Genomic DNA, 21,357 nt, shown 5'->3' on the forward strand with positions numbered 1-21,357 from the left:
GCGCTGGTTTTACGCTGACTAGGTCCGCTTCTCTTAGATCTGCTTCGGAGGAACGGAGCGCTGCTCCTTGCCGTTGTAAGCAGACAGCGGGCGAATGAGGGAGTTGTTCTCGTTCTGCTCCACGATGTGTGCGGTCCAGCCAGTGATGCGGGCCATCACGAAGATCGGGGTGAAGAACTCGATGTCGAAGCCCAAGATGTGGTACGCGGGGCCAGCCGGGAAGTCCAGGTTCGGCTGGATCTTGATGGAGGTGTTCTCGTACATGGTCTTAGCCATCTTCTCGTACATCTCCACCCACTGCTCCTGGCCGTGATCCTTGGCCAGCTCGCGGAAGGCAGCCTCCATGGTCGGAACACGGGAGTCACCGTTCTTGTACACGCGGTGACCGAAGCCCATGACGAGCTCCTTGTTCTTGAGCTTGTTGAGCGTCCACTCCTCTGCCTTGGCCGGGTCACCGACCTCCAGGAAGTTCTTCATCACGGCCTCGTTAGCACCACCGTGTAGCGGGCCCTTGAGGGCGCCGATGGCGGCGGTAACAGCGGAGTAGGTATCGGACATCGTGGAGGTCACCACGCGGGCAGCGAAGGTGGACGCGTTGAAGGAGTGCTCCGCGTAGAGGATGAGGGACTTATCAAAGGCCTCAATATCGGAGCGCGACAGGGCTGGGGAGCCTTCCTCCTCACCGAAGACCATCCACAGGAAGTTCTCCGCAAAGCCCTTCTTGCGGGAAGGCTCGAGGTATCCCTCGCCACGGCGGCGACGGATGTCGAGTGCGACGATGGTCGGCAACTTCGCCATAAGCTCCAGCGCGGTGCGGCGGATGTGCTCGGAGTCCTTGGTGTACTCCTCCGGATCCTGGGAGCCGATGAAGGAGACTGCGGTACGCAGCACGTCCATCGGGTGGCAGGACTTCGGCATGGAGGTGATCAGGTCGATGAGGTGGCGGTCCAGGTGACGCAGTGCCTTCTCACGGGCGGAGAAGCGGACCAGCTCATCCTGGGTCGGCAGCTCGCCATTCCACAGCAGGTAGGCAACCTCCTCGAAGGAGCAGTAGCGGGCCAGCTCCTGCACCGGGTAGCCACGGTAGGTCAGGGAGTTGGTCTCCGGGACAACCTTGGACACGGCGGTCTCGTCGACGACAACGCCGTACAGGCCCTTGCGGATCTCTGGGGTTTCAGACATGGTGTTTCTCCTTAAGTGGGGGCCTAGCGTGTGGGCTAGGCCGGGGGGATTAGTCAAAGGTGGGCTTGTAGCTGTCCTTGGAGTACGTGAACACGCTCTGGTCGAAGGCGTTGTACTCGTCGTAGCGCACCAGCTCGTAGAGGCGGGAGCGGTGCTGCATGCGCTCGAGCCACTCCTCGGATTGCAGTCCGGTCTCCTGCATGTCGCGGAGGAATTCTTCGGTAGCACCCATGGCCACGCGCAGGGTGGATACCGGCCAGATGACGGCGTTGTAGCCCAAGTCCTCAATGCGCTTAGCCGACAGCAGCTCGGTCTTGCCGAACTCCGTCATGTTGGCCAGCAGCGGGGTGTCCACGGCGGCGCGGAACTTTTCAAAGTCCTTCGGCGAGTACAAGGCCTCGGTGAAAATGAGGTCCGCGCCGGCATCGGCATAAGCCTTGGCGCGCTCGATGGCCTCATCGATGCCGTGGATGCCGGCGGCATCGGTGCGGGCACAGATGATGAAGTTCTCATCGCGGCGCTCATTGACGGCGGCGGTAATGCGGCGAACCATGAGATCCGTCGGCACGACTTCCTTACCATCGAGGTGACCGCAGCGCTTCGGGTTGACCTGGTCCTCCAGGTGGCAGCCGGCCAGGCCAGCGTCCTCCAGCGCGGCAACCGTGCGGGCGGCGGACATGGGTTCGCCGAAGCCGGTATCGGCGTCGACAAGCACCGGCAAGTCCGTGGCACGGGCAATGTGCCCGGCGCGCTGCGCTACCTCGGTGAGCGTGGTCAGGCCGATGTCCGGCAGGCCCAGGTCATTGGCCAGCACCGCGCCGGAGACGTAGACGCCGCCGAAGCCACCGAGATCCTGGATAAGGCGCGCGGTCAGCGGGTTGAAGGCGCCCGGCAGCGTGGTGATTTCCGGTGCATTCAGCGCCTCGCGAAAGCTCTTGCGCTTGTCTGCGTTGCTGATAGTGGAGCCAAATAGGCCAGCCATTTAGAACAGTCCCTTCGGGGTCTCGGGTGCGGTGGCGATAGCCTCGTCGGTGAGGCGAACGTTGAGTTCGTTCAGGTCGGTGAGGTTCTCCAGGTTCTGCGCGGCAGCGAGGAAACGCTCCTGCTCCTCCTCCGAGACCTTGCCGGCAGCGAGCTTCTTGAACTTGTTGATGTACTCCTCGCGGCCGAAGGGGCGGGCGCCGAGCGGGTGGGCGTCGGCCACCGCGCGCTCATCCTCAATGACGGTGCCGTCCTTGAAGGTGATGACGGCCTTGCCGCCGAAAGCCTTCTCATCCAGGTCGTTGGAGTGGTAGCGGCGGGTCCACTCCGGGTCCTCGACGGTGGAAATCTTGTGCCACAGGTCGATGGTGTCCTGACGGTGCTTGCGCCCGTCAGAGTAGGAGGTCTCGTAGTCCCACTCGCCGTCCTGCAGGGCCACGGCGAAAATGTACATGATGGAGTGATCCAGGGTCTCGCGGGAGGCGTTCGGATCCATCTTCTGCGGGTCGTTAGCGCCGGTGCCGATGACGTAGTGGGTGTGGTGCGAGGTGTGCAGGACGATGGACTCGATGTCCTCCGTCTTCAGGCCCTTCTCCGCGAGGGTCTTCTTGAGGGCAAAGGCCATGTCGATCGGGGCCTGTGCCTGGTACTCCGCGGAGTGCTCCTTGGTGTAGGTGTCCAGGATGGCGCGCTTTTCTTCACCCTCCGCCGGAAGGGGGACGGTGTAGGTGCGCTCCGGGGAGTGCAGCATCCAGGCGATGAAGCCGTCCTCACCTTCCCAAATCGGGGCCGGGGCACCCTCGCCGCGCATGGAGCGGTCCACTGCCTCGATGGCCATCTTGCCCGCGAAGGCTGGGGCGTAGGCCTTCCAGGAGGAAATCAGGCCCTTGCGGGACTGGCGGGTGGCGGTGGTGGTGTGCAGTGCCTGGCCGATGGCCTGGTAGATGGTGTCCACATCGAGGTTCAACATGGTGCCGATACCCGCGGCGACGGACGGACCAAGGTGTGCCACGTGGTCAATCTTCCACTCGTGGAGGCAGATGCCCTTGACCAGGTTAACCTGGATTTCGTAGCCAGTAGCCAGGCCACGGATGAGGTCCTTGCCGGTCAGGCCCTTGTGCTGAGCCACGGCGAGAATCGGCGGGATGTTATCGCCTGGGTGGGAATAGTCGGCAGCAAGGAAGGTGTCGTGGTAGTCCAGCTCACGCACGGCAGTGCCATTAGCCAGGGCTGCCCATTCGGCGGAGTAGTTACCGTCCACGCCGAAGATGGTGGCGCCGCCTTCCTGCACCGGGTGGGCCTGTGCAATGACGCGGGCGGAGGTAACCGGGCGGCGGGTGGCGGAGGCAACGGCCACGGAGGCGTTATCGATGATGCGGTTGATGATCATCTCGGTGGTCTCGGCCGGAACCTCGACGGGATCGGCAGCTACCTTGGCAACCTTGTAGGCCAAGTGCTCTTCAATAGGAAAGTCCTCGGCGGACTTGTGGGTACGTACTTCGTGGTTAATCAACGGGATTCCCTCCTAGACCAGAACAACGATTGCGATAGGCATCACACTAACCTCGCTCCGTGTGACCTGCCACATGTGTAAACTGTGACTATCTGTTGCAAGACTTTGCGTTGTTTGCAAAACTTGTGGAATTTCCAGGTGGGATGGCTTTTTAGGAGGACGCAGACGGTGACTAAGCACTACGCGGGGGCGAGAATCCACGCACTACGCAAGGAACGCAAACTCACACAAGCCGCCATGGCGAAGCAGCTGGGGCTATCCACCAGCTACCTCAACCAGCTGGAAAATGACCAGCGCCCCCTCACCGTCACCGTCCTCCTGCAGCTGACCCAACGCTTCGGCGTTGACGCCACGTACTTTGCAGGGGACCGCGATCTGCGCGCTCTCGCCGAGCTGCGCCAGCTCTTCCCCGAAGCCACCGAAGCCACCCTTACTGACTTAAGCGGGCGCTTCCCCGAACTTTTACCCCGGCTTGTCGACGCCGCCGCACACACCCCCGCCGAACCCGGCCCTTTCGAAGCGGTCCGTGACTTCTTCTACGACGCCCACAACTACGTCCATAGCCTCGACACAGCCGCCGAGGAGCTCTCCGATTCGCTCGGAGACCGAGTCCTGCGCCGCGGGCGCTTAGCTTCCGTCTTGCAGGATGAATTCGGTGTCACGACGCGCTTTTCCTCCTCGTCCCCGCGCCGCCGCACCTTCCACGACCGCGAGTTGCACCTGCGCGCGGGCCTTACGGAATCCCAACTCGTCTTTGAAATGGCGCTCCAGTACTGCCTGCTGGCCTACCCGGAGCATTGCGCGGAACTCGTCGCCGAATTGCCGGGCGAGGAAGCACAGACTATTGGCACGCTGGGCCTCGCGCAGTATTTTGCCGCCGCCGTGACCATGCCTTATACCCAGTTCCTCGCCACTGCGGAGGAAACGCGCTATGACATCGACGTCATCGCGACGGCCTTTGGCACTGGTTTCGAGACCACCGCGCAGCGCTTGTCGACGTTACAGCGACCCGGCCACCAAGGCGTTCCCTTCTCCTTCATCCGCACCGACCGCGCAGGAAATATTTCCAAGCGCCAGTCCTCCACCGCTTTCCACTTCGCCCGCAGCGGCGGCTCCTGCCCGTTGTGGGTCGTGCACCGCGCTTTTGAAACGCCCAACCGCATCACGAGGCAGGTGGCCTCGATGCCCGATGACCACACCTACTTGTGGATTGCGCGCTTCGTCCAAGGCCAGGCCCAGGCCTGGGGCACGCCGCGCAAAGAATTCGTCGTGGGCTTAGGCTGCGATATCGCACAGGCGGATCGCGTGGTCTACGCGGATGCGCTCAACCTCTCCCCTTCTGAGGCGACCCCCATCGGCCCTGGCTGCGCCGCCTGCCCACGTCCAGCGTGCCCGCAGCGTGCCTTCCCACAGGTGGGGCGGCCCGTCAGCCTCGACCTCAATGCCACGCCGGTTTCGGCTTATGCCACCTCATAGTTCTTTCATTTTCGCCTAGGCTTTCGAATTTCCTACTGCGATGTCCGGTGGGCTTGCCAGGATAGGACGTGTTCGGCACCACGCCGAGTTCTCTTCCCTCACCTACGCAGGAGGTTCTCTCTCATGTCCACCCCTTATGCAGCTCACCAGCGAATACGGCGAGCAGTTCACCATGGAAGAAGCCCAGCATGCGGTGAGCACACTGGGCTTATAAGAGCGGGCCGTAGATAAATCAGACCCGGGTCTGATTTACGCGAGGTCTTTACTCAAGGTCATCGTGAGCAACGAGGCGGCGGGCCGCCTCCGTGATGGTGCCGGACAGGGACGGGTAGACCGCCAGGGAATCCGCTAGCTGGTTCACGGTGAGCTGGTTGGTCACGGCGACCGCGATGGGCAGAATAAGCTCGGAGGCGGTCGGAGCAACAATCACGCCACCGATGACGCGGCCGGAGGTCGCACGGCAGAAGAGCTTGACAAAGCCGTGCTGCAGTGAGCGCATCTTGGCGCGCGGGTTGGTATTCAACGGCATCGTGATGGTGCGGGCGGCAACCTCACCGGCCTCAATCTCCGCCTGGGTAAAGCCCACGGCTGCGATCTCCGGGCGGGTAAACACGGCGGTTGCTACGGTCTTCAGGCGCAGCGGGGACACGCCCTCACCCAGGGAGTGGTACATAGCGATACGGCCCTGCATCGCGGCAACGGAAGCCAGCGGGAACAGGTCGGAGCAGTCGCCGGCGGCATAGATGCCAGCGACATTGGTGCGGGAAACGCGGTCAACCTCGATGTGGCCGGACTTCGTGGTAGCCACACCAACGTGCTCCAAGCCGAGGTTCTTGGTATTCGGGATGGAACCGATGGACATGATGACGTGGGAGCCGTGGATCTCGCGACCATCCTGGGTCTTGACCACCACGTTGCCGTCCTCAGTACGGGAGACGGTCTCCACGCGGCAGTTCTTCTCCAGCTCCACGCCGCGCTCGGCCAGGACGGTCTCGAGGACGTCGGCAGCGTCGGCGTCGTCGTGCGGCAGAATGCGGTCGCGGGAAGCCACCATGGTCACGCGCACGCCCATCTCGGCGAAGGCGGAAACGAACTCAGCACCGGTCACGCCGGAGCCGACCACGATGAGGTGTTCCGGCTCCTCCTTGAGGTCATAGACCTGCTGCCAGGTGAGGATGCGCTCGCCGTCCGGCTGCGCGCCCGGCAGAATGCGCGGGGTGGCACCGGTAGCAACGAGGACGAGGTCCGCGTCGAGGGTCTCAGTGGTGCCATCCTTATGGGTGACATCAACCTTGTGCGCTGCACCCTTCACCCCATGCTGATCCTCGGAGAACGCCGCGCGGCCATCGATGACCTTGACGCCAATCTTCTCCAGGCCCGCACGGACGTCACGGGACTGGTTAGCAGCCAGCGCCTGAACACGGCCGTTGAGGGCCTCCAGGCTCAGCTGCAAGGAGCTGAGCTGGTGGTTCAGGCCCATGTCATCGGCGCGGCGGAAGTCGGTGCGAATGTTGGCGCCAGCGATGAAGGACTTCGAGGGCACGCAGTCCAAGAGAACGGAGGAGCCACCGGGGCCCTGTTCCTCAATCAACGTAATGTGCGCGCCGTACTTGGCGCCGGCGGTCGCAGCCTCGTAGCCTGCGGGGCCACCGCCGATGATTACGATGCGGGGGGCTTCCTGTGACACTGTCGCTCCTTTTTTAAAATTCTGCCTATAAGAACTCTGGGAAATCCTTGTCACAGTGTAGTGCTTAGGCGCTTAATCCTCCACGTTGGCAAACTGCTCCGCTACGGAGCCAAAGAGTTTGACGCCCACGCCGATGGCTCTCTCATCGGGGGCCAAATCACCCATATGCAGATCATGCTGCTCGCCTTCACCGGACCAGCAGCCAAGGCGAGCCATGGAGCCGGGCACCTTTTCTAGGTACCACGAGAAATCCTCGCCGCCGGAGGATTGTGGGGCCTGAACCACGGCTTGCGGGTCAATGGCCTGGGCAGCGCTGGCGAGGAGGGCGGTAGAGACGTCGTCATTAAGCACGGGCGGAACCCCGCGGTGGTAGACCAGCTCATGCTCCACACCCAGGGGCGCTAGCACCTGTTCCACCAACTCGGAGAAGAGCGTTTGCATATCCCGCCAGATTCCGATGTCTGCCGTGCGCATAGTGCCAGACACAGAGCCGGTCTCAGGGATCGCGTTCGGGGCATAGCCGGAATTCACCTGGCCGAAGACCAAGACGGTGCCGGTGCGCGGATCGACGCGGCGTGAGAGCAAACCTGGCAGGTCCGTCAGCAGCTTGCCCAGCGCATAGACGACGTCCGCCGACAAGTGCGGGCGCGAGGTATGCCCGCCGGGGCCGGAGACGTTGATTTCCACAACATCGGTCGCGGAGGTGATCGCCCCAGCGCGAACGCCGATACGCCCGACGCGCAGCTTTGGTTCGACGTGCACGGCAAAGATGGAGTTCACGCCTTCGAGCGCACCCCACTCGATGACATCGGTGGCGCCGCCCACCCATACTTCCTCAGCGGGCTGGAAGATGACACGAACACCGAAATCTAGCGGATGCTCGCGATTAAGGTCCGCCAGGGCGCAGGCCGTGGCCAGCGCAATGGTGGTGTGTATGTCATGCCCACACGCGTGCATGACGCCGGGGACCTCGGAGGTGTATTCGAGTCCGGTGACTTCGGTGACGGGCAGCGCGTCAATATCGGCGCGGAAGGCCAAGCGCCCAAGTTCCGTATCGGGGCCAATATCCACCATGAGGCCGGTCTCGGGGAAAAGATGCGGCTCCAAGCCGTACTCACGCAGGGTGCGGGACAGGAAGCGGGTGGTTTCCACCTCGTTATTGGAAGTCTCCGGGTGGCGGTGAATATGGCGGCGCCACGCGATGACCTCCGCGCGGTGGTTGCTGAACCACTCACTGACGTAGTCCGAGATCACTGCTTCCTCCTCCGTGGTTTCCTCTTGGGAAGAGTCTACAACTAGACCATGCGGTTCAGTTAGCCGGGCAGGTCACACGCTAGATATACTGAGCGGTCTGCCCTGACCGACGGTTTCGCTACAGGTCGATATTGCGGGGGCCATAGAGGCGATCGCCGGCGTCACCCAGCCCCGGCACGATATAAGCGTCCTCGTTGAGGGCCGGATCAATCGCTGCAGTGACCAAGCGAACTGGCAAGCCCGAGTTAGCCAGCGCATCAACGCCCGGCTGGGCGGAGACCATGCAGATCGCCGTGATGTCGGTAGCGCCACGGTCCGCAAGGAGCTTCAGGGAGTGCAGGAGGGAACCACCCGTGGCGAGCATCGGGTCAACCACGAAGACGCTGCGGCCGCTGAGATCCTCCGGTAGGGCCTCCAGATAAGGCACCGGCTCGTGGGTTTCCTCATCTCGCGCCATACCGATGAAGCCGACCTGGGCATCCGGAATCATGGACAGGGCCGGGTCAATCATGCCCAGACCAGCACGGATGATGGGCACGATAATCGGCGGGTTTTGCAGGCGGGTGCCCTCCGCCGTGGCGACGGGAGTGACGCAATCAAAATGCTCGACGGGCAAATCACGGGCTGCTTCATACACCAGCATGGTGCCCAGGTCTCGCAGGGCGGCACGGAAAGCGGTGTTATCGCTGCGGGCATCACGCATCAGCGTGAGCCGGGAGGCGGCGAGGGGGTGGTCTACTACGTGGATATCCATGCCCTTCACTGTATAAGAATCCGCCGGGAACCGATCAGCGGGCGGCGCAGTCTAAAAAGGCATGACTAGCTTTGACACATTCACTATTGACACCGAATACACCCGCCGGCTGGCACACGAACTGGCCACCGTCTCCCAAGCCTCCGCCACTCCCCCTCCTGCGTTACCTATAGATTCCGTTCTGGGTGGCTTCACCGGCGCATTTAACTCCGCCATGGAAAACCTCGCTACCCGCCTTGTCCAGGTCAGGGCGGATGCCGGAGCTGTGGCGGACTCCAGCTTCCGCATGGCCCGCGAGGCCGAGGACGCTGACGGTGCTCTTGCTAGCGCCTGTGGAGGTCTGTGATGTTGGAGTCAGCACTCGCTCACATCGCCCGGATGCAGCCGGCACAGCTTCCCGATGTCTCCCTGCCCACTGTGCCCGATCTCACTGCTGCCGGGCCCTTAGCGGAGATAGCGCACGGAGATCCGCGGGCGCTTTTCGCCACCGCACGCCAGGCCACCGAGGACCTTTCCACGGCGCGCTCTGCGCTAGATTCCGCGCGCGGGCTCATCTCGGCGGCCGTCAGGGACCTCATCGGGCTGGGATTCGAGTTGCTCCAGCGCGGACTGCCTTTAGCCTTGGGCTTGCTCATCCCCAACCCAGCCACACAGGCCGCAGCCCGCTCGGCTTTGCAGGCCTTGGCAATGGAGTACGTCGGCAAGGCGATGCTGCGCGTAAAGCAGCTGGCCGGGGAGCTCCTTCAGGCGGCCGCGCCCCTCGTGCCCATTGCACAACGCGCGGTGCGCCCTTCAGTGCGCGGTCCGCAGGAGGAAGGCGGAGCACGCCACGCGCTGACCACGTCCTCGTCCTCTGATAGCAAAGGAAGCGCGCAAGGCCAGGCCGCGGTGCAAGCCGCACTCTCCCAGCTGGGCACACCCTATGGATGGGGCGGCACCGGCAACGGCAGCTTCGATTGCTCGGGGCTAACCCAATGGGCTTGGCGCCAGGCTGGGGTGGAACTGCCGCGCACCGCTGAAAGCCAGACCGTGGGCCGCCAGGTGAGCGCGGATGAGCTGCAGCCCGGCGACCTCGTTGTGTGGGATGGGCATGTGGCCATGTACTCCGGTGACGGGCAGATGGTGGAGGCCGGCAGCCCCGTGCAAACCAATCCACTGCGCACCAACAACATGGGGATGGCTTTCAAAGGCTTCTGGAGGCCCACAGGGTAGACTATTTGCCCATGAACACCCGCGCTATTGTCCCCATCAAGCTCTCCCTTTCTGAGGGCGATTTTTATACCCTATGGGCGCCAAAGTGGCGCCAGAACGGTTCCGAGTGGCAGGCCTTTCTCGGTGACGACGAATCCGTCCTGCTCTTTAACACCGAAGCCGAGATGCTCTGCTTCCTCGAATCCGGCACGAAGCACGACTTGCTCGACCACCCGAAGTGGGAAGCCTTTAATTCCCAAGCGGCGGACCGTGTCGTGCCAGAAAAGAAACGCGTCTACGACCTCATCGGCATGCCGAAGCACCTGGCCGGCCGCCCCAGCCACGAGAACGTGTCCACCGTCGCACGCTGCCTGGAGATTGCACAGGCACTAGCGGAGGTCTGCGCCGCGGAACACACCGTCATCTTCTTCGCATCGCACTCCATCCTGCGCAACCCTGCCCGCGGAGCCGATCACTACGCCGGTGAACAGGGCATGAGTGAGTGGTCCGGCGTGGGCCGCGTTATCCACAGCAACTGGCGCTCGGTCATCGAAGACCTCGACAAGGTGGTCAAGGTCGTTCCTTCCTCTGACTTCACCCAGGATGCAACCACCAACGCCGCCACCCGCATCTCCGCCGCCAGCGAAGCAGCAGAGGAAGCCCGCAAGAAGGCCGAGGAAGAGCGCAAGGCCGCCGCAGAATCCGCCGATCCTTATGACAGCTCCCCCTGGGCAGCCGCGGGCATCGACCCGGTGAAGATCACCGCCGATCAGAGGACGGTCTACACCCTGCGCACCTACCTCGACGGCAAGCCGGTTTTCTTGGGCAAGTGGGGCGAAATCTTCACCTTCCCCAGCTCCAAGGTGCTGGTGCGCTGGATCATGGAAAACGATGACCACGACCTAGCAAAGGTATCCACCTGGGAGGAAGTCGTTGCCGCAGCGAACGCTGGTGAGCTCGAGGTCACCGTTCACCCGGATAACCAGTACAGCTTCTACGGCATTGTCCGCGATATTGAAAAGGGCCCCGAATCCGTTGATACGGACCAGATGAGCCGTTGCTACGAGGTCTGCGCAGATGCCGCCGACTGGGCCGGGGATGACTCCATCAACTCCTACATGCTGCAGAACCCGCGCTTCCAGGACTACCTGGGCTACATGCTGGGTTCCACCGAGCACGCAGGCTACGTGCCCTCCAAGCCCTACACCGAGCACGCGGAGTCCTGGAAGGGCCTGGAGGAAATGCTGACGAAGCGCTTCTCCCGCTTCTAGTTTTTACTCGGAAGACTCGCTGTCTTCTTCCGCTTCGGAAGCGTTCACATCAGAAGCGTCTTCCGCGAATTCCGGATCCGCTAGCTCCTCGTAGGCGGGTAGGATTTCCTGCTCGATGAGGCGCTGGCGGTCTTCTTCACTGGCAAAAGAGTTCTCAATCGCCTTGATAGTGAGATCGAAGAACTCCTCCAGCCCATAGCCGAAGGTCTCGCTCAGGGCCAGGAAAACGTCACTGAGCTTCTCGCCTGCCACGGTGCAGGTAAAGCCAAGCTGCTGCAGCAGCGGCAGAGGATGGTCAGCCAGCTCCTCTGCGGGCAGCTCCTCCAGCGGCGCGAAGGTCAACGCGATGCGGCGATCCCGCACCCACGCGGATGCCTTGCCAGGGCGAACGCCGTCGAGATCAGCGCTGAAGTCATCGACAAGATCAGTGGCGTGCACAAGGCGTGTCGCACCCGCCTGCACAGCCACCACGGCATCCTCATAGGAGGCAACGTCCCGCTCCCACGGGATGAAATCTGCGCGGAGCTTCTCAGCCGCAGACAACTTTGTCAGCGCAGCACCAGCAACGCCTTCGCCTACATCCCAGCTATTGGCATCGCCCTCAACGAGGAGGCGAGCATCAATTCCAGGAACGTCGAGTCCTTCCCGCGCCGCAGCGAGCGCCTCGGCGGCACCGAAGGAGAAAGCACTGGGGCACAGGCGGAGCTCGGCGTAGACCACGTGGTCGCTGGCAAGCGCCTGCACAACAGCGTGCGTGGCCGCGCGGAGCTCCTCTGGGGTGGAAGCATCCGTGGGCAACGGCGCCAAGAGCGTCACCTTGGGCAGACCGGCGAAAATCTCAGCGCCGGAGTCTTTATTTTCGGGGCTAATCAGAGGTGCGTCATGCATGAGGATCATCCTAGGACGCGGTCTAGGATTAAGCACGCTATGAAACATGTCCCCGCGATCCTCACTGCCCTCGCCTTAGCCGCGACGCCGCCCGCGTTTGCAGAAGAGGAAGAGTCCTCATCGCCCACGCGCACCACCGCGCCGGATACCGACTCCTGCCCGCATTCCCTTGTTCCCGAGGAACCGACGACCACCTCTGAGAGGTTGGCACCTGGCCAGGAAGCGCCCACTCCCCTTCCCGCGGTTGAGGGCGCTGCGTGCGGTGTGACAGCCCCGCGCGGTTTTCGGGTCAATAAGGACGTTGTGGCTTCGGCGTGGATGGTTAGCGACCTGGATACTGGCGAAATCATCGCCATGAAGGATCCCAACGGGCGCTACCGCCCAGCCTCCATCATCAAGGCGCTGCTGGCGCTCGTGGTCATCGAAGAGCTGCCCCTGGACCAGCGCATCACCGCCACGCTTGACGACGCCTCCGTCGAAGGCTCCGCCGTCGGCCTCGGCCCCGATGGTGTCTATACCGTGGAGCAGCTTTTACAGGGTCTACTCATGGCTTCCGGCAACGACGCCGCGCACGCCCTCGCGCAGGCTGTTGGCGGGGATGAGAAGGCGCTGGAGAAAGTCAACGCGAAGGCACAGGAGATTGGCACGCGCTCGACGGTGGCGGCGAGCTACTCCGGTTTGGACGCGGCAGGCATGTCGACGTCCGCGGCGGATATCTCGTTGATCTACCGCGCGGCTTTTGCCAACGACACCTTCGCGCGCATCGTCGATACCGAGCACGTGGAGTTTCCCGGCTGGGGTGACATGCCCGGTTATGAGCTGTGGAACGACAATGGGCTCTTCCTCAACGACCCGGACGGTATTGGTGGCAAGACCGGCTATACCGAGGACGCGCACCATACCTTCGTCGGCGCGATTAATCGCGGCGGGCGCCGCCTGCAGGCGGTCCTCCTCGATACAACCGTCGAGCATGGTTTCCGCGCTTGGGAGCAGGCGCAGATGCTTCTCGACGAAGCCTCCGACGTCCGCCCCGGCGATGGCGTAGGGCTTGTGGATGATTTCGCGGCTGGACAAGAGGAGCCCTCGGAATCTGCACCAACCACCCCGGCTCCTACCACGCCGTCCACGCCCGCCACCCCGGAGGCGACTGCGGGGTCTTCATCCTTTGGGGACTCGCAGGGCTGGATTGGGTGGCTCGTGGCAGGGCTCGTCGCTCTCCTGGTCGTAGTGGTTGCTACTTTTTCACTACTTCGGCGTTAGCCATAATGTCGTGCTGGCCGCGCAGCGCATTCTTCGGACCAATCGTGGTCACCACGTACAGGGCACCAAAGAAGGCAATGAGCGGGCCGATGAGCGGCACGAGGGAGGCCACGCGCCACCAGTTGCGCTTGATGCTCTGCTGCCAGGTGAGCTTGTTGTGGGTGGTGACATCGCGCACCGTGTATCCAGCTATCAGCTTCGCCGGCGTTGCCCCAACTAGGACTTCGAAGCAGATGTAATAGGCCACCGTGATGATCCCCGAGAAACTGGTGAGCCAGACCTCATTGAGAGTGGAGTTGTATACCCCGACGCTTAGCAAGAGGGACACACCAATCGCCGCAATGACGTAGTCGATGACGGCCAAAAGCACTCGGGTACCGGGAGTAGCGCGCGGGGCGTCCTGAACAGGCGCGGCGGGTGTGGCAGCATGATAGCTCTCGCCCCAGCGGCCGGTAGTGGCGTAGTCATCGAGCTGCGCCCACGTGAGCCGAGCACCTGATTCCATCATTTGGTCATAGCTGGCTCGGGACGAGGGCTCGCAGAGAATGCGGGCGGCAACGGCGAGTTCCTCGCGTTCGGAGTCCTCGGGGAGGTAGCCGAGGCCTTCGAGGTGGGCGTCAGCAGCCGCTAGCTGCACGCTGAGCTCGCGTGAGGTCGCGCGCGAATCCAGGGTGAAGTGCGCATAAAGGTTCGGGGCAAAAGACGCTGGTAGCATCCCGCCCTACTTTCGCCGCAGCAGGGCCCACGCACCCGCGGCGGCCGCACCAAGGGCAGCACCGGCGCCCAAGGTCACGCCCGTGTTCGGGCCCTGGCGGATCTCGTTGCGGACGCGGATGACTGCCTGATCCGGAACCGGCGGAACCAGCAGCTCGAGGGACTCCTCGGTGGTGGCTGTCCAGGCGGAGACGTAAAGCACGACGCGCCAGACCAAGTACATGACCACCATGAGGACGATCACCGGGCCAAACACGGCGCCGGCCGGGTTGCCTGCCGCGGAGGACATGATGATGGTGGACAGCTGTTTGATGGCCTCAAAGATCACAGCGCCGATAGCCGCGCCCTTCAGACCAGACTTGGTGGGCACCTTCGTGCGCGGCAGGAAAGCCACCATCCACCAGAAGACGAGGAAGTTAGCGATGAGACCGATCACGATGCCGGCGATAACCAGCACCGTTCCCATTCCTGGGAAGGACTCGATACCAACCCACTCGAAGATCTTTTGGGTCAGTCCGGAGGAACCCGCCGCCGTCACGCCGAAGGCGATAACCATGGCCACGAGCAGGCCGATGAGCCCCAGCAGGTCGCTGAGCTTCTTGGTCACAAAGTTGCCCGGGGCGTCAGTCGGATCCTGCATCCACATCGCCGAAATGCCGATGCGCAGGTTATTCATCCAGCCGAGCCCAGACCACAGGGTGGTGAGGCCACCGATGCCGTACATCGCACCGCGCTGTTCAATCGCGGTATGGAGAAGCTCCGTAATCGAATCCCCCAGATCGCCCGACACGGCGTTCGCGATCTGCTCTTCCAGTTGTTGCATGAGATCGGGGCGATTGGCCAACACGGTGGCGATGGCTGCCACCGTGAGCATGAAGATGGGGAAGATAGCAAGAACCGAGAAATACGTAATTCCGGCCGCGAACTGGTTGCCGCCTTGGCTACCGTAGCGATCCAGCATCTTCATGATGTGGTCGATAAAACCGGACTTCTCGCGGACCTTATCTACCGCTCCCGGCTCATCGGCATATGCACGCTCGATGCCGTAATCATCAGTCTTTTTCTCATCGGGTTGAGTCGTTGGCGCCACAGGCTTTCCCCTTTTTATGAATTACAGAAATAAGTTACAGAATCCTCTACACAGTCTTCATCATGCTAGCCAACTCAGCCGCGACGCGCGGGGAGAAAGCCCACCGCCTCGTAGACCTTGTCCACGAGCGGGGTGGCAATCTCCGTGGCGTGCTCGGCGCCCTTGGCCAAAATACGCTCCAACTCGCCGCGGTCTTCCATGAGCTCGTCGTAGCGAGCCTTCAGCGGAGTGGTGAAAGCCTCAAGTGCTTCCGCCGTGTCCACCTTCAGGTGGCCATAGCCCTGGCCCTCGTACTTGTCCACGAGGTCCGGGATGCTCTCGCCAGTCAGCGCGGACTGAATGGCCAGCAGGTTGGACACACCGGGCTGCTTCTCGCGGTCAAAGGCCACCACGCCAAGGTCATCGGTCACCGCGGACTTGATGCGCTTGGCGGAGGTCTTGGGAGCATCGAGCAGGTTTACGATGCCCTTCGGGTTAGCACCCGACTTCGACATCTTGGCCGTTGGCTCCTGCAGGTCATAAATCTTGGCCGAACCTTCCGGAATGAAGGCCTCCGGCACACGGAAGACCTCGCCGTACTTGTTGTTGAAGCGCTCCGCCAGGTTGCGGGTGAGCTCAAGGTGCTGGCGCTGATCCTCCCCCACCGGCACATAGTGCGGGGAATACAGGAGGATATCCGCGGCCATCAGGACGGGATAGGTAAATAGGCCCACGGACGTGCGGTCCTGGCCCTGTTTGAGGGACTTGTCCTTGAACTGGGTCATGCGGGAAGCCTCACCGAAGCCGGTCAGGCACTGCAAAACCCACGTCAGCTCCGCGTGTGCGGGGACGTGGGATTGTACGAAGAGGGTGGATTTCGCCGGGTCAATGCCCAATGCGATGAGCTGCGCGGCGCCCGCCACGGTGCGGTGGCGCAGCTCCTCCGGGTTCTGCTCCACTGTGATGGCGTGCAGGTCCGGGATGAAGTAAAAAGCCTCGTGGGAGTCTTGCAGGTCAATCCACTGCTTGAGCGCTCCAAGGTAGTTACCCAGGTGGTAGGAGTCCGCCGTGGGCTGAATACCAGAGAGGACTCGAGAAGCGGAGGTCGATGCAGAAGTGGAGTCAGTCATGGTTGATCACTCTACTCTGCCGCCTCCGCCGGGGAGGCGCTGCGTCGGTTAAATCTTGCGGGAGGTCGGGCTAATAACGTCCATCATCACGGCGAAACCGGCCACCATGAACGCGCCGCCAACACCCTGGAGGACGATCGGGCCAAGGAAGGCAAAGGACGGTCCGACGATGGTCCACCACCAGATACCCAGGGCAAGCAGAATAGCGCCGAGGACAAAGTAGATGATTGCGCGGGTCATGAGCATCTCCTGCGAAATAGAAAAGGACGTTAAGACGGGATTATCGTACCACTACTTGATGTGGGCTACTTGTACTCCACCAGAAGCGGAGAGTGATCGGACCAGCGCTCCTCCACCGTCGGCGCCTTCTCCACCCACGTGCGCTGCGCGCGCTCCAGCATGGCCTTCGTGGCAGCCTGATAGTCAATGCGCCACCCGGCGTCGTTGTTGAAAGCCTGGCCGCGGTAGGTCCACCAGGTATAGGGCCCCTCGGCCTCCGGGTGCAGGCGCCTGGCGACGTCAAACCATTGCGGATCCTTGGCCGCCTCCCAGGCGGTCTTGGTTTCGTAGTCCACCACGCCGAGCCAGTCCCCAAGCCCCTTCTTCTCCTGGGGCTCATCATCCGGGAAAGAGCCAAAAACGCGGTCCATGAAGGCTCGCTCCTCCGGCAAGTGTCCGGACTTCTTCTCGTTGGGCTTGTTGTTCTTCAAGTCCTGGGCGCGGTGGCAGATGTTCCAATCACCGCCGATAACAGACTCCGGATACGTCGCGGCCATCTCATCCAAAACTTCAGAGAATTCATCCAAGAAGAGGTACTTCTCATCCTGCTTCGGGGAATCAGTATCGCCGGAGGGCAGATACAAAGAGGCCACGCGCACGCCTTCCACGGTGGCGGCGATGAAGCGGCCGGATTCGGCGAAGGAGCCGAAGCCTACGGAGACGTCGCCAAGCGCATGCTTCGATAGGATGCCCACGCCCGCGCGGCCCTTGGCGGCGGATTCGGCCTGCACCAGGTTCCATCCGGCCTCCAGGGCTGGGGCCAGGGCCTTCTGGGTCTGCTCGGGGTTGGCGCGCACCTCCTGCATGAGGACGACGTCGGCCGGCGTGGTCTCCAACCACGCGTTCATACCCGGGTTGTTCTCATTGCGCTGTTTGCAGGCCGCGCGGATGCCGTTAACGTTGACGGAGGCGATGGTGAAACTCATGCCGGCCAGTCTAACTCTGTTCAATAATCTTCACGGAAGGGGCTAGGCGGCGCTTGTCCCACATGGTGATAACCCAGGTGATGCAGCCGGCCACCGCCAACCCCGCACCAGCGAGGGCGGTGGAGTTATAGGAATAACCTGCGCCCACGACCGCACCGCCGATAGCAGCACCCGCCGCATTGGCGATATTGAGGGCCGACTGGTTCAAGGCCGCCGCGAGGCTCTGCGCATCCCCCGCCACGTTGACGAGGCGAAGCTGCAGAGAGGGCACGAGAATGGAGCCAAAGAAGGCCAAGACACCAAAGGCAATCGTGCCCGCCCACGCGTTGTGCGCCAGGAAGTAGAAGGCCACGGACACACCGACCATGCAGATGAGAGCAAAGATGATGCCAAATTCCAGGTTTCGGTCTGCCAGCGCACCGCCGGCGACGTTGCCGACAGTCATACCGATGCCATAGGCCATGAGCACAATCCAGGTGTGGTTCGGGTCCATGCCGGCGACCTCCGTCATGGTCCACGTGATGTAGGTGTAGACGGCGAACATACCGCCGAAGCCGACGGTGCCGAGGAACACGGTGAGCAGGACCTGGCTGTTCTTCAACGCGCCGAGCTCGGTGAACATATCCGTTTCCGGCATACGCGTCATGTGCGGGAAGAGGAAAAAGAGCAGCACCATCGTTAAGGCTGCAAGGACCACGACCAAGTAGTAGGCCGAATGCCAGCCCAGTCCCTGGCCTAGGGCTTGGGCTGCCGGTACACCGATCACGGTGGCAACGGAAAGGCCCATGCCCACCATCGACATGGCAAAACCTTGCTTGCCCGGTGGGGCCATCGAGGCCGCCGCCAGATTAGCTACGGAAAAGTATGCGCCATGCGGCAGACCCGCAATGAAGCGCGCCACCAGCAGAACACCGTAGTTCGGGGCCAGGGCCGTCAGCAGGTTACCCACGAGTAGAAAGCCTATGAGCAGGATAATCAGTCGGCGGCGTGGAAGTTTGCCCGTGAGCGCCGCAATCACTGGCGCGCCCACGACGACACCAAGCGCATAGACGGCGATAACCACCGACGCCGTGTCTTCCGTAATACCGAAATCATCCGCGATGAGTGGCAGCAGGCCCATCGAGGTGAACTCGGTGGTGCCGATGGCGAAGGCACCCAGCGCCATGGCGATCATCACGATGGTGCGGCGCGTCGCGGAGATTTCCGTCTGGCGCGGGACGGGACGGCGTTGGATACTGGTATTCATCGGTTTCACGGGGGCAGACCTTAGTACTCTCGCCGCGTTGCTCGTAAGTCCAGCCGGAAAGGTTGTGCCAAATACACAGACCTCCCCCACTGGTGGTGCGAGTCACAGGGGGACCGGCACCGCGAGAAAATAAGACAGGTATCCTGTGAGGTTGAACAGTTTTCAACTTCTTTAGGAGAACCATGGCAAAGATTATCTGGACCCGTACCGACGAGGCGCCGTTGCTGGCGACCTACTCCTTCAAGCCAGTCGTGGAGGCCTTCGCGTCCACCGCAGGCATCGAGGTGGAAACCCGCGACATTTCCCTAGCCGGCCGCATCCTGGCCCAGTTCCCGGAGCGCCTTGGTGACAAGAAGGTCTCCGATGCCCTGGCTGAGCTCGGCGAGCTGGCCAAGACGCCGGAAGCCAACATCATTAAGCTGCCGAACATCTCCGCTTCCCTGGTGCAGCTGAAGAAGGCCATCGCTGAGCTGCAGGCAGCCGGTTTTGATCTCCCGGAGTACGAAGAGGCTCAGGAGAAGTACGACGCCGTCAAGGGCTCCGCTGTGAACCCGGTTCTGCGTGAGGGCAACTCCGACCGCCGCGCCCCGATTGCAGTCAAGAACTTTGCTAAGAAGAACCCGCACAAGATGGGTGCGTGGTCCGCTGATTCCAAGACCAACGTGGCCACCATGGACGCAGATGACTTCCGCCACAACGAGAAGTCCGTCATCATGCCGGAGGAGGACACCCTCTCCATCGTTCTGAAGACCGCCGAGGGCGAGCAGACCCTGCTGGAGAAGCTGCCGGTCCTCAAGGGCGAGGTCATCGACGGCACCTTCATGTCCGCCAAGGCACTCGACGAGTTCCTCAAGGCTCAGGTTGCCCGTGCCAAGGAAGAGGGCGTGCTCTTCTCCGCTCACCTCAAGGCCACCATGATGAAGGTGTCTGACCCCATCATCTTCGGCCATGTCGTCCGCGCTTTCTTCGCTGACGTCTTTGAGAAGTACGGCGAGGAGCTCGAGGCTGCTGGCCTCAACGGCGAGAACGGCCTGGGCGCTATCTACGAGGGTCTGGACAAGCTCGAGAACGGTGCTGAGATCAAGGCTGCCTTCGACGACGCGCTTGCCGCGGGCCCGGACCTCGCCATGGTCAACTCCCACAAGGGCATTACCAACCTGCACGTTCCCTCCGATGTCATTATTGACGCCTCCATGCCGGCTATGATCCGCACCTCCGGCCACATGTGGAACAAGAACGACGAGGAGCAGGACACCCTCGCCGTCATCCCGGATTCCTCCTACGCCGGCGTGTACCAGGCCGTCATCGAGGACTGCAAGGCTAACGGCGCCTACGATCCGACCACCATGGGTACCGTCCCGAACGTCGGCCTCATGGCACAGAAGGCTGAGGAGTACGGCTCCCACAACAAGACCTTCAAGGTGCCGGCTGCCGGCACCGTTGAGGTCCGCAACTCCAAGGGTGAGGCCCTTATCTCCCACGACGTGGAGGAGGGCGACATCTGGCGCGCTTGCCAGACCAAGGACGCCCCGATCCAGGACTGGGTCAAGCTGGCCGTCAACCGTGCTCGCCTGTCCGGCATGAAGGCCATCTTCTGGCTCGACCCGGAGCGCGGCCACGACGCCAACCTCATCGAGCTGGTCAACAAGTACCTGCAGGATCACGACACCGAGGGGCTCGACATCTCCATCGAGGATCCGGTTACCGCGACCAAGATCTCCGTCGAGCGCATCCGCAAGGGCGAGGACACCATCTCGGTCACCGGTAACGTCCTGCGTGACTACAACACCGACCTCTTCCCCATCCTCGAGCTAGGCACCTCCGCAAAGATGCTGTCTGTGGTTCCGCTCATGGCTGGCGGTGGCCTGTTCGAGACCGGTGCCGGCGGCTCCGCTCCGAAGCACGTCCAGCAGGTCCAGGAGGAGAACCACTTGCGCTGGGATTCCCTCGGTGAGTTCCTGGCTCTGGCTGAGTCCTTCCGCCACGAGCACAACACCAACGGCAACGCCAAGGCAGGTGTCCTGGCCGCAGCGTTGGACAAGGCCACCGAGACCCTGCTGGATGAGGGCAAGTCCCCGTCCCGCAAGGTCGGCGAGAACGACAACCGCGGCTCCCACTTCTTCCTGACCCTTAACTGGGCCAAGGAGCTGGCTGCACAGACCGACGACGCCGAGCTGGCCGAGGCTTTCAAGCCAGTTGCTGAGTCCCTCGAGGCCAAGGCAGGCGAGATTGAGCAGGCGCTTCTCGACGTCCAAGGCTCCCCCGTCGACCTCGGCGGCTACTACGCCCCGAACGAGGAGAAGCTAGCCGAGGTCATGCGCCCAGTCGCTGCCTTCAACGACATCATTGATGGCCTGAAGAAGTAATTCTGCGCTTCTTCCCTAGCCCCGGAGTCTTAGACTAAGGCTAGGCCACCGCAAAGGCTCGATCCACGATGAGTGGGTCGAGCCTTTTCTTGCTTCATTAATCGCAAACAGACCTGAAACAGCACTCCGCGACGCTATTTATACCCGTTGAGCTGCGAAGACTTTTTCTT

General features: G+C 62.3%; 20 protein-coding genes. 7 read left to right on the forward strand and 13 right to left on the reverse strand.

Annotated elements, in window-relative coordinates:
- Positions 1 to 33 precede the first annotated feature (33 nt).
- Genes HMPREF3147_RS07185 through prpD form a run of 3 tightly spaced genes read right to left on the reverse strand, consistent with a single transcriptional unit; the run spans position 34 to position 3,676 of the window.
- On the reverse strand, positions 34 to 1,182 hold the full coding sequence (locus tag HMPREF3147_RS07185) for a bifunctional 2-methylcitrate synthase/citrate synthase (RefSeq protein ID WP_070446391.1): 1,149 nt from the start codon (positions 1,180 to 1,182) through the stop codon (positions 34 to 36).
- A 49-nt stretch (positions 1,183 to 1,231) separates the two neighbouring features.
- Positions 1,232 to 2,164 (reverse strand): methylisocitrate lyase, encoded by a 933-nt coding sequence (gene prpB / locus HMPREF3147_RS07190; protein WP_070446393.1) that lies wholly within the window; start codon positions 2,162 to 2,164, stop codon positions 1,232 to 1,234.
- On the reverse strand, positions 2,165 to 3,676 hold the full coding sequence (gene prpD / locus HMPREF3147_RS07195; protein ID WP_070446395.1) for a 2-methylcitrate dehydratase PrpD: 1,512 nt from the start codon (positions 3,674 to 3,676) through the stop codon (positions 2,165 to 2,167). It lies immediately after the preceding gene.
- A 168-nt stretch (positions 3,677 to 3,844) separates the two neighbouring features.
- Here prpD and HMPREF3147_RS07200 point away from each other — a divergent pair, with 168 nt between their 5' ends.
- Entirely contained in the window at positions 3,845 to 5,152 is a 1,308-nt protein-coding gene (locus tag HMPREF3147_RS07200; RefSeq protein ID WP_070446397.1) for a short-chain fatty acyl-CoA regulator family protein, read from the forward strand.
- Between the two features lie 136 nt (positions 5,153 to 5,288).
- Complete coding sequence (locus tag HMPREF3147_RS12595) at positions 5,289 to 5,366, forward strand: Ltp family lipoprotein (RefSeq protein WP_236659433.1); 78 nt, start codon at positions 5,289 to 5,291, stop codon at positions 5,364 to 5,366.
- A gap of 48 nt (positions 5,367 to 5,414) precedes the next feature.
- Here HMPREF3147_RS12595 and HMPREF3147_RS07205 read toward each other — a convergent pair whose 3' ends face one another.
- The 3 genes from HMPREF3147_RS07205 to upp all read right to left on the reverse strand — a co-directional run bounded on the left by HMPREF3147_RS07205 (position 5,415) and on the right by upp (position 8,847).
- Positions 5,415 to 6,839, reverse strand: coding sequence for an NAD(P)H-quinone dehydrogenase (locus tag HMPREF3147_RS07205; RefSeq protein ID WP_070446399.1), 1,425 nt, complete (start codon positions 6,837 to 6,839; stop codon positions 5,415 to 5,417).
- Positions 6,840 to 6,911: 72 nt separating this feature from the next.
- Entirely contained in the window at positions 6,912 to 8,093 is a 1,182-nt protein-coding gene (locus HMPREF3147_RS07210) for a M20 family metallopeptidase (protein WP_070446401.1), read from the reverse strand.
- A 118-nt stretch (positions 8,094 to 8,211) separates the two neighbouring features.
- Positions 8,212 to 8,847 carry a uracil phosphoribosyltransferase gene (gene upp, locus HMPREF3147_RS07215; protein WP_010189385.1) on the reverse strand — a complete coding sequence of 212 codons (636 nt, stop codon included), beginning with the start codon at positions 8,845 to 8,847 and terminating at the stop codon, positions 8,212 to 8,214.
- A 61-nt stretch (positions 8,848 to 8,908) separates the two neighbouring features.
- Between upp and HMPREF3147_RS07220 the strand changes: the two genes are divergently transcribed.
- From HMPREF3147_RS07220 to HMPREF3147_RS07230, 3 genes are read left to right on the forward strand one after another with little or no spacing between them, the layout of a single operon-like run.
- Complete coding sequence (locus HMPREF3147_RS07220; RefSeq protein ID WP_070446403.1) at positions 8,909 to 9,193, forward strand: hypothetical protein; 285 nt, start codon at positions 8,909 to 8,911, stop codon at positions 9,191 to 9,193.
- On the forward strand, positions 9,193 to 10,059 hold the full coding sequence (locus tag HMPREF3147_RS07225) for a C40 family peptidase (protein ID WP_070446404.1): 867 nt from the start codon (positions 9,193 to 9,195) through the stop codon (positions 10,057 to 10,059). The genes HMPREF3147_RS07220 and HMPREF3147_RS07225 overlap by 1 nt, the downstream gene beginning before the upstream one ends.
- Before the next feature lie 11 nt (positions 10,060 to 10,070).
- Positions 10,071 to 11,309: a hypothetical protein gene (locus tag HMPREF3147_RS07230; protein ID WP_070446405.1), complete on the forward strand. Its 1,239-nt coding sequence runs from the start codon at positions 10,071 to 10,073 to the stop codon at positions 11,307 to 11,309.
- Positions 11,310 to 11,312: 3 nt separating this feature from the next.
- Here HMPREF3147_RS07230 and HMPREF3147_RS07235 read toward each other — a convergent pair whose 3' ends face one another.
- The gene (locus tag HMPREF3147_RS07235; protein ID WP_201828658.1) at positions 11,313 to 12,197 is read right to left on the reverse strand and encodes an amidohydrolase family protein; all 885 of its coding nucleotides are present in this window, start codon (positions 12,195 to 12,197) and stop codon (positions 11,313 to 11,315) included.
- 39 nt (positions 12,198 to 12,236) lie between these two features.
- On the opposite strand from HMPREF3147_RS07235, the gene HMPREF3147_RS07240 reads away from it, so the two are divergent.
- The gene (locus HMPREF3147_RS07240) at positions 12,237 to 13,457 is read left to right on the forward strand and encodes a D-alanyl-D-alanine carboxypeptidase family protein (protein WP_070446409.1); all 1,221 of its coding nucleotides are present in this window, start codon (positions 12,237 to 12,239) and stop codon (positions 13,455 to 13,457) included.
- On the opposite strand, the gene HMPREF3147_RS07245 is transcribed toward HMPREF3147_RS07240, so the two are convergent.
- The 6 genes from HMPREF3147_RS07245 to HMPREF3147_RS07270 form a co-directional block, all read right to left on the reverse strand.
- The gene (locus tag HMPREF3147_RS07245; protein WP_070446411.1) at positions 13,432 to 14,172 is read right to left on the reverse strand and encodes an RDD family protein; all 741 of its coding nucleotides are present in this window, start codon (positions 14,170 to 14,172) and stop codon (positions 13,432 to 13,434) included. The genes HMPREF3147_RS07240 and HMPREF3147_RS07245 overlap by 26 nt on opposite strands.
- 6 nt (positions 14,173 to 14,178) lie before the next feature.
- Entirely contained in the window at positions 14,179 to 15,261 is a 1,083-nt protein-coding gene (locus tag HMPREF3147_RS07250) for a YhjD/YihY/BrkB family envelope integrity protein (RefSeq protein ID WP_070446413.1), read from the reverse strand.
- A gap of 74 nt (positions 15,262 to 15,335) precedes the next feature.
- The gene (gene trpS, locus HMPREF3147_RS07255; protein ID WP_070446415.1) at positions 15,336 to 16,370 is read right to left on the reverse strand and encodes a tryptophan--tRNA ligase; all 1,035 of its coding nucleotides are present in this window, start codon (positions 16,368 to 16,370) and stop codon (positions 15,336 to 15,338) included.
- A 48-nt stretch (positions 16,371 to 16,418) separates the two neighbouring features.
- Positions 16,419 to 16,610 (reverse strand): hypothetical protein, encoded by a 192-nt coding sequence (locus HMPREF3147_RS07260; protein ID WP_049157254.1) that lies wholly within the window; start codon positions 16,608 to 16,610, stop codon positions 16,419 to 16,421.
- A 65-nt stretch (positions 16,611 to 16,675) separates the two neighbouring features.
- A complete protein-coding gene (locus tag HMPREF3147_RS07265; RefSeq protein WP_070446419.1) occupies positions 16,676 to 17,575 on the reverse strand; it encodes an exodeoxyribonuclease III in 900 nt (299 codons plus the stop codon).
- Positions 17,576 to 17,585: 10 nt separating this feature from the next.
- Positions 17,586 to 18,821, reverse strand: a complete 1,236-nt coding sequence (locus tag HMPREF3147_RS07270; protein WP_210384582.1) for an MFS transporter — start codon at positions 18,819 to 18,821, stop codon at positions 17,586 to 17,588.
- A gap of 182 nt (positions 18,822 to 19,003) precedes the next feature.
- Between HMPREF3147_RS07270 and HMPREF3147_RS07275 the strand changes: the two genes are divergently transcribed.
- Positions 19,004 to 21,187, forward strand: coding sequence for an NADP-dependent isocitrate dehydrogenase (locus tag HMPREF3147_RS07275; protein ID WP_070446424.1), 2,184 nt, complete (start codon positions 19,004 to 19,006; stop codon positions 21,185 to 21,187).
- Positions 21,188 to 21,357 lie beyond the last annotated feature (170 nt).

The sequence above is a fragment of the Corynebacterium sp. HMSC05D03 genome, assembly GCF_001807205.1.
Classification (GTDB): domain Bacteria; phylum Actinomycetota; class Actinomycetes; order Mycobacteriales; family Mycobacteriaceae; genus Corynebacterium; species Corynebacterium aurimucosum.

Bases quoted from the DNA above. Each gene is read 5' to 3' on its own strand.
- trpS (WP_070446415.1), bottom strand. From the start codon at position 16,370: ATGACTGACTCCACTTCTGCATCGACCTCCGCTTCTCGAGTCCTCTCT.
- HMPREF3147_RS07275 (WP_070446424.1), top strand. From the start codon at position 19,004: ATGGCAAAGATTATCTGGACCCGTACCGACGAGGCGCCGTTGCTGGCG.
- HMPREF3147_RS07240 (WP_070446409.1), top strand. From the start codon at position 12,237: ATGAAACATGTCCCCGCGATCCTCACTGCCCTCGCCTTAGCCGCGACG.
- HMPREF3147_RS07220 (WP_070446403.1), top strand. From the start codon at position 8,909: ATGACTAGCTTTGACACATTCACTATTGACACCGAATACACCCGCCGG.
- HMPREF3147_RS07185 (WP_070446391.1), bottom strand. From the start codon at position 1,182: ATGTCTGAAACCCCAGAGATCCGCAAGGGCCTGTACGGCGTTGTCGTC.
- prpB (WP_070446393.1), bottom strand. From the start codon at position 2,164: ATGGCTGGCCTATTTGGCTCCACTATCAGCAACGCAGACAAGCGCAAG.
- HMPREF3147_RS07265 (WP_070446419.1), bottom strand. From the start codon at position 17,575: ATGAGTTTCACCATCGCCTCCGTCAACGTTAACGGCATCCGCGCGGCC.
- HMPREF3147_RS07225 (WP_070446404.1), top strand. From the start codon at position 9,193: ATGTTGGAGTCAGCACTCGCTCACATCGCCCGGATGCAGCCGGCACAG.
- HMPREF3147_RS07260 (WP_049157254.1), bottom strand. From the start codon at position 16,610: ATGACCCGCGCAATCATCTACTTTGTCCTCGGCGCTATTCTGCTTGCC.
- HMPREF3147_RS07235 (WP_201828658.1), bottom strand. From the start codon at position 12,197: ATGCATGACGCACCTCTGATTAGCCCCGAAAATAAAGACTCCGGCGCT.
- HMPREF3147_RS07270 (WP_210384582.1), bottom strand. From the start codon at position 18,821: ATGAATACCAGTATCCAACGCCGTCCCGTCCCGCGCCAGACGGAAATC.
- upp (WP_010189385.1), bottom strand. From the start codon at position 8,847: ATGGATATCCACGTAGTAGACCACCCCCTCGCCGCCTCCCGGCTCACG.
- HMPREF3147_RS07245 (WP_070446411.1), bottom strand. From the start codon at position 14,172: ATGCTACCAGCGTCTTTTGCCCCGAACCTTTATGCGCACTTCACCCTG.
- HMPREF3147_RS07230 (WP_070446405.1), top strand. From the start codon at position 10,071: ATGAACACCCGCGCTATTGTCCCCATCAAGCTCTCCCTTTCTGAGGGC.
- HMPREF3147_RS12595 (WP_236659433.1), top strand. From the start codon at position 5,289: ATGCAGCTCACCAGCGAATACGGCGAGCAGTTCACCATGGAAGAAGCC.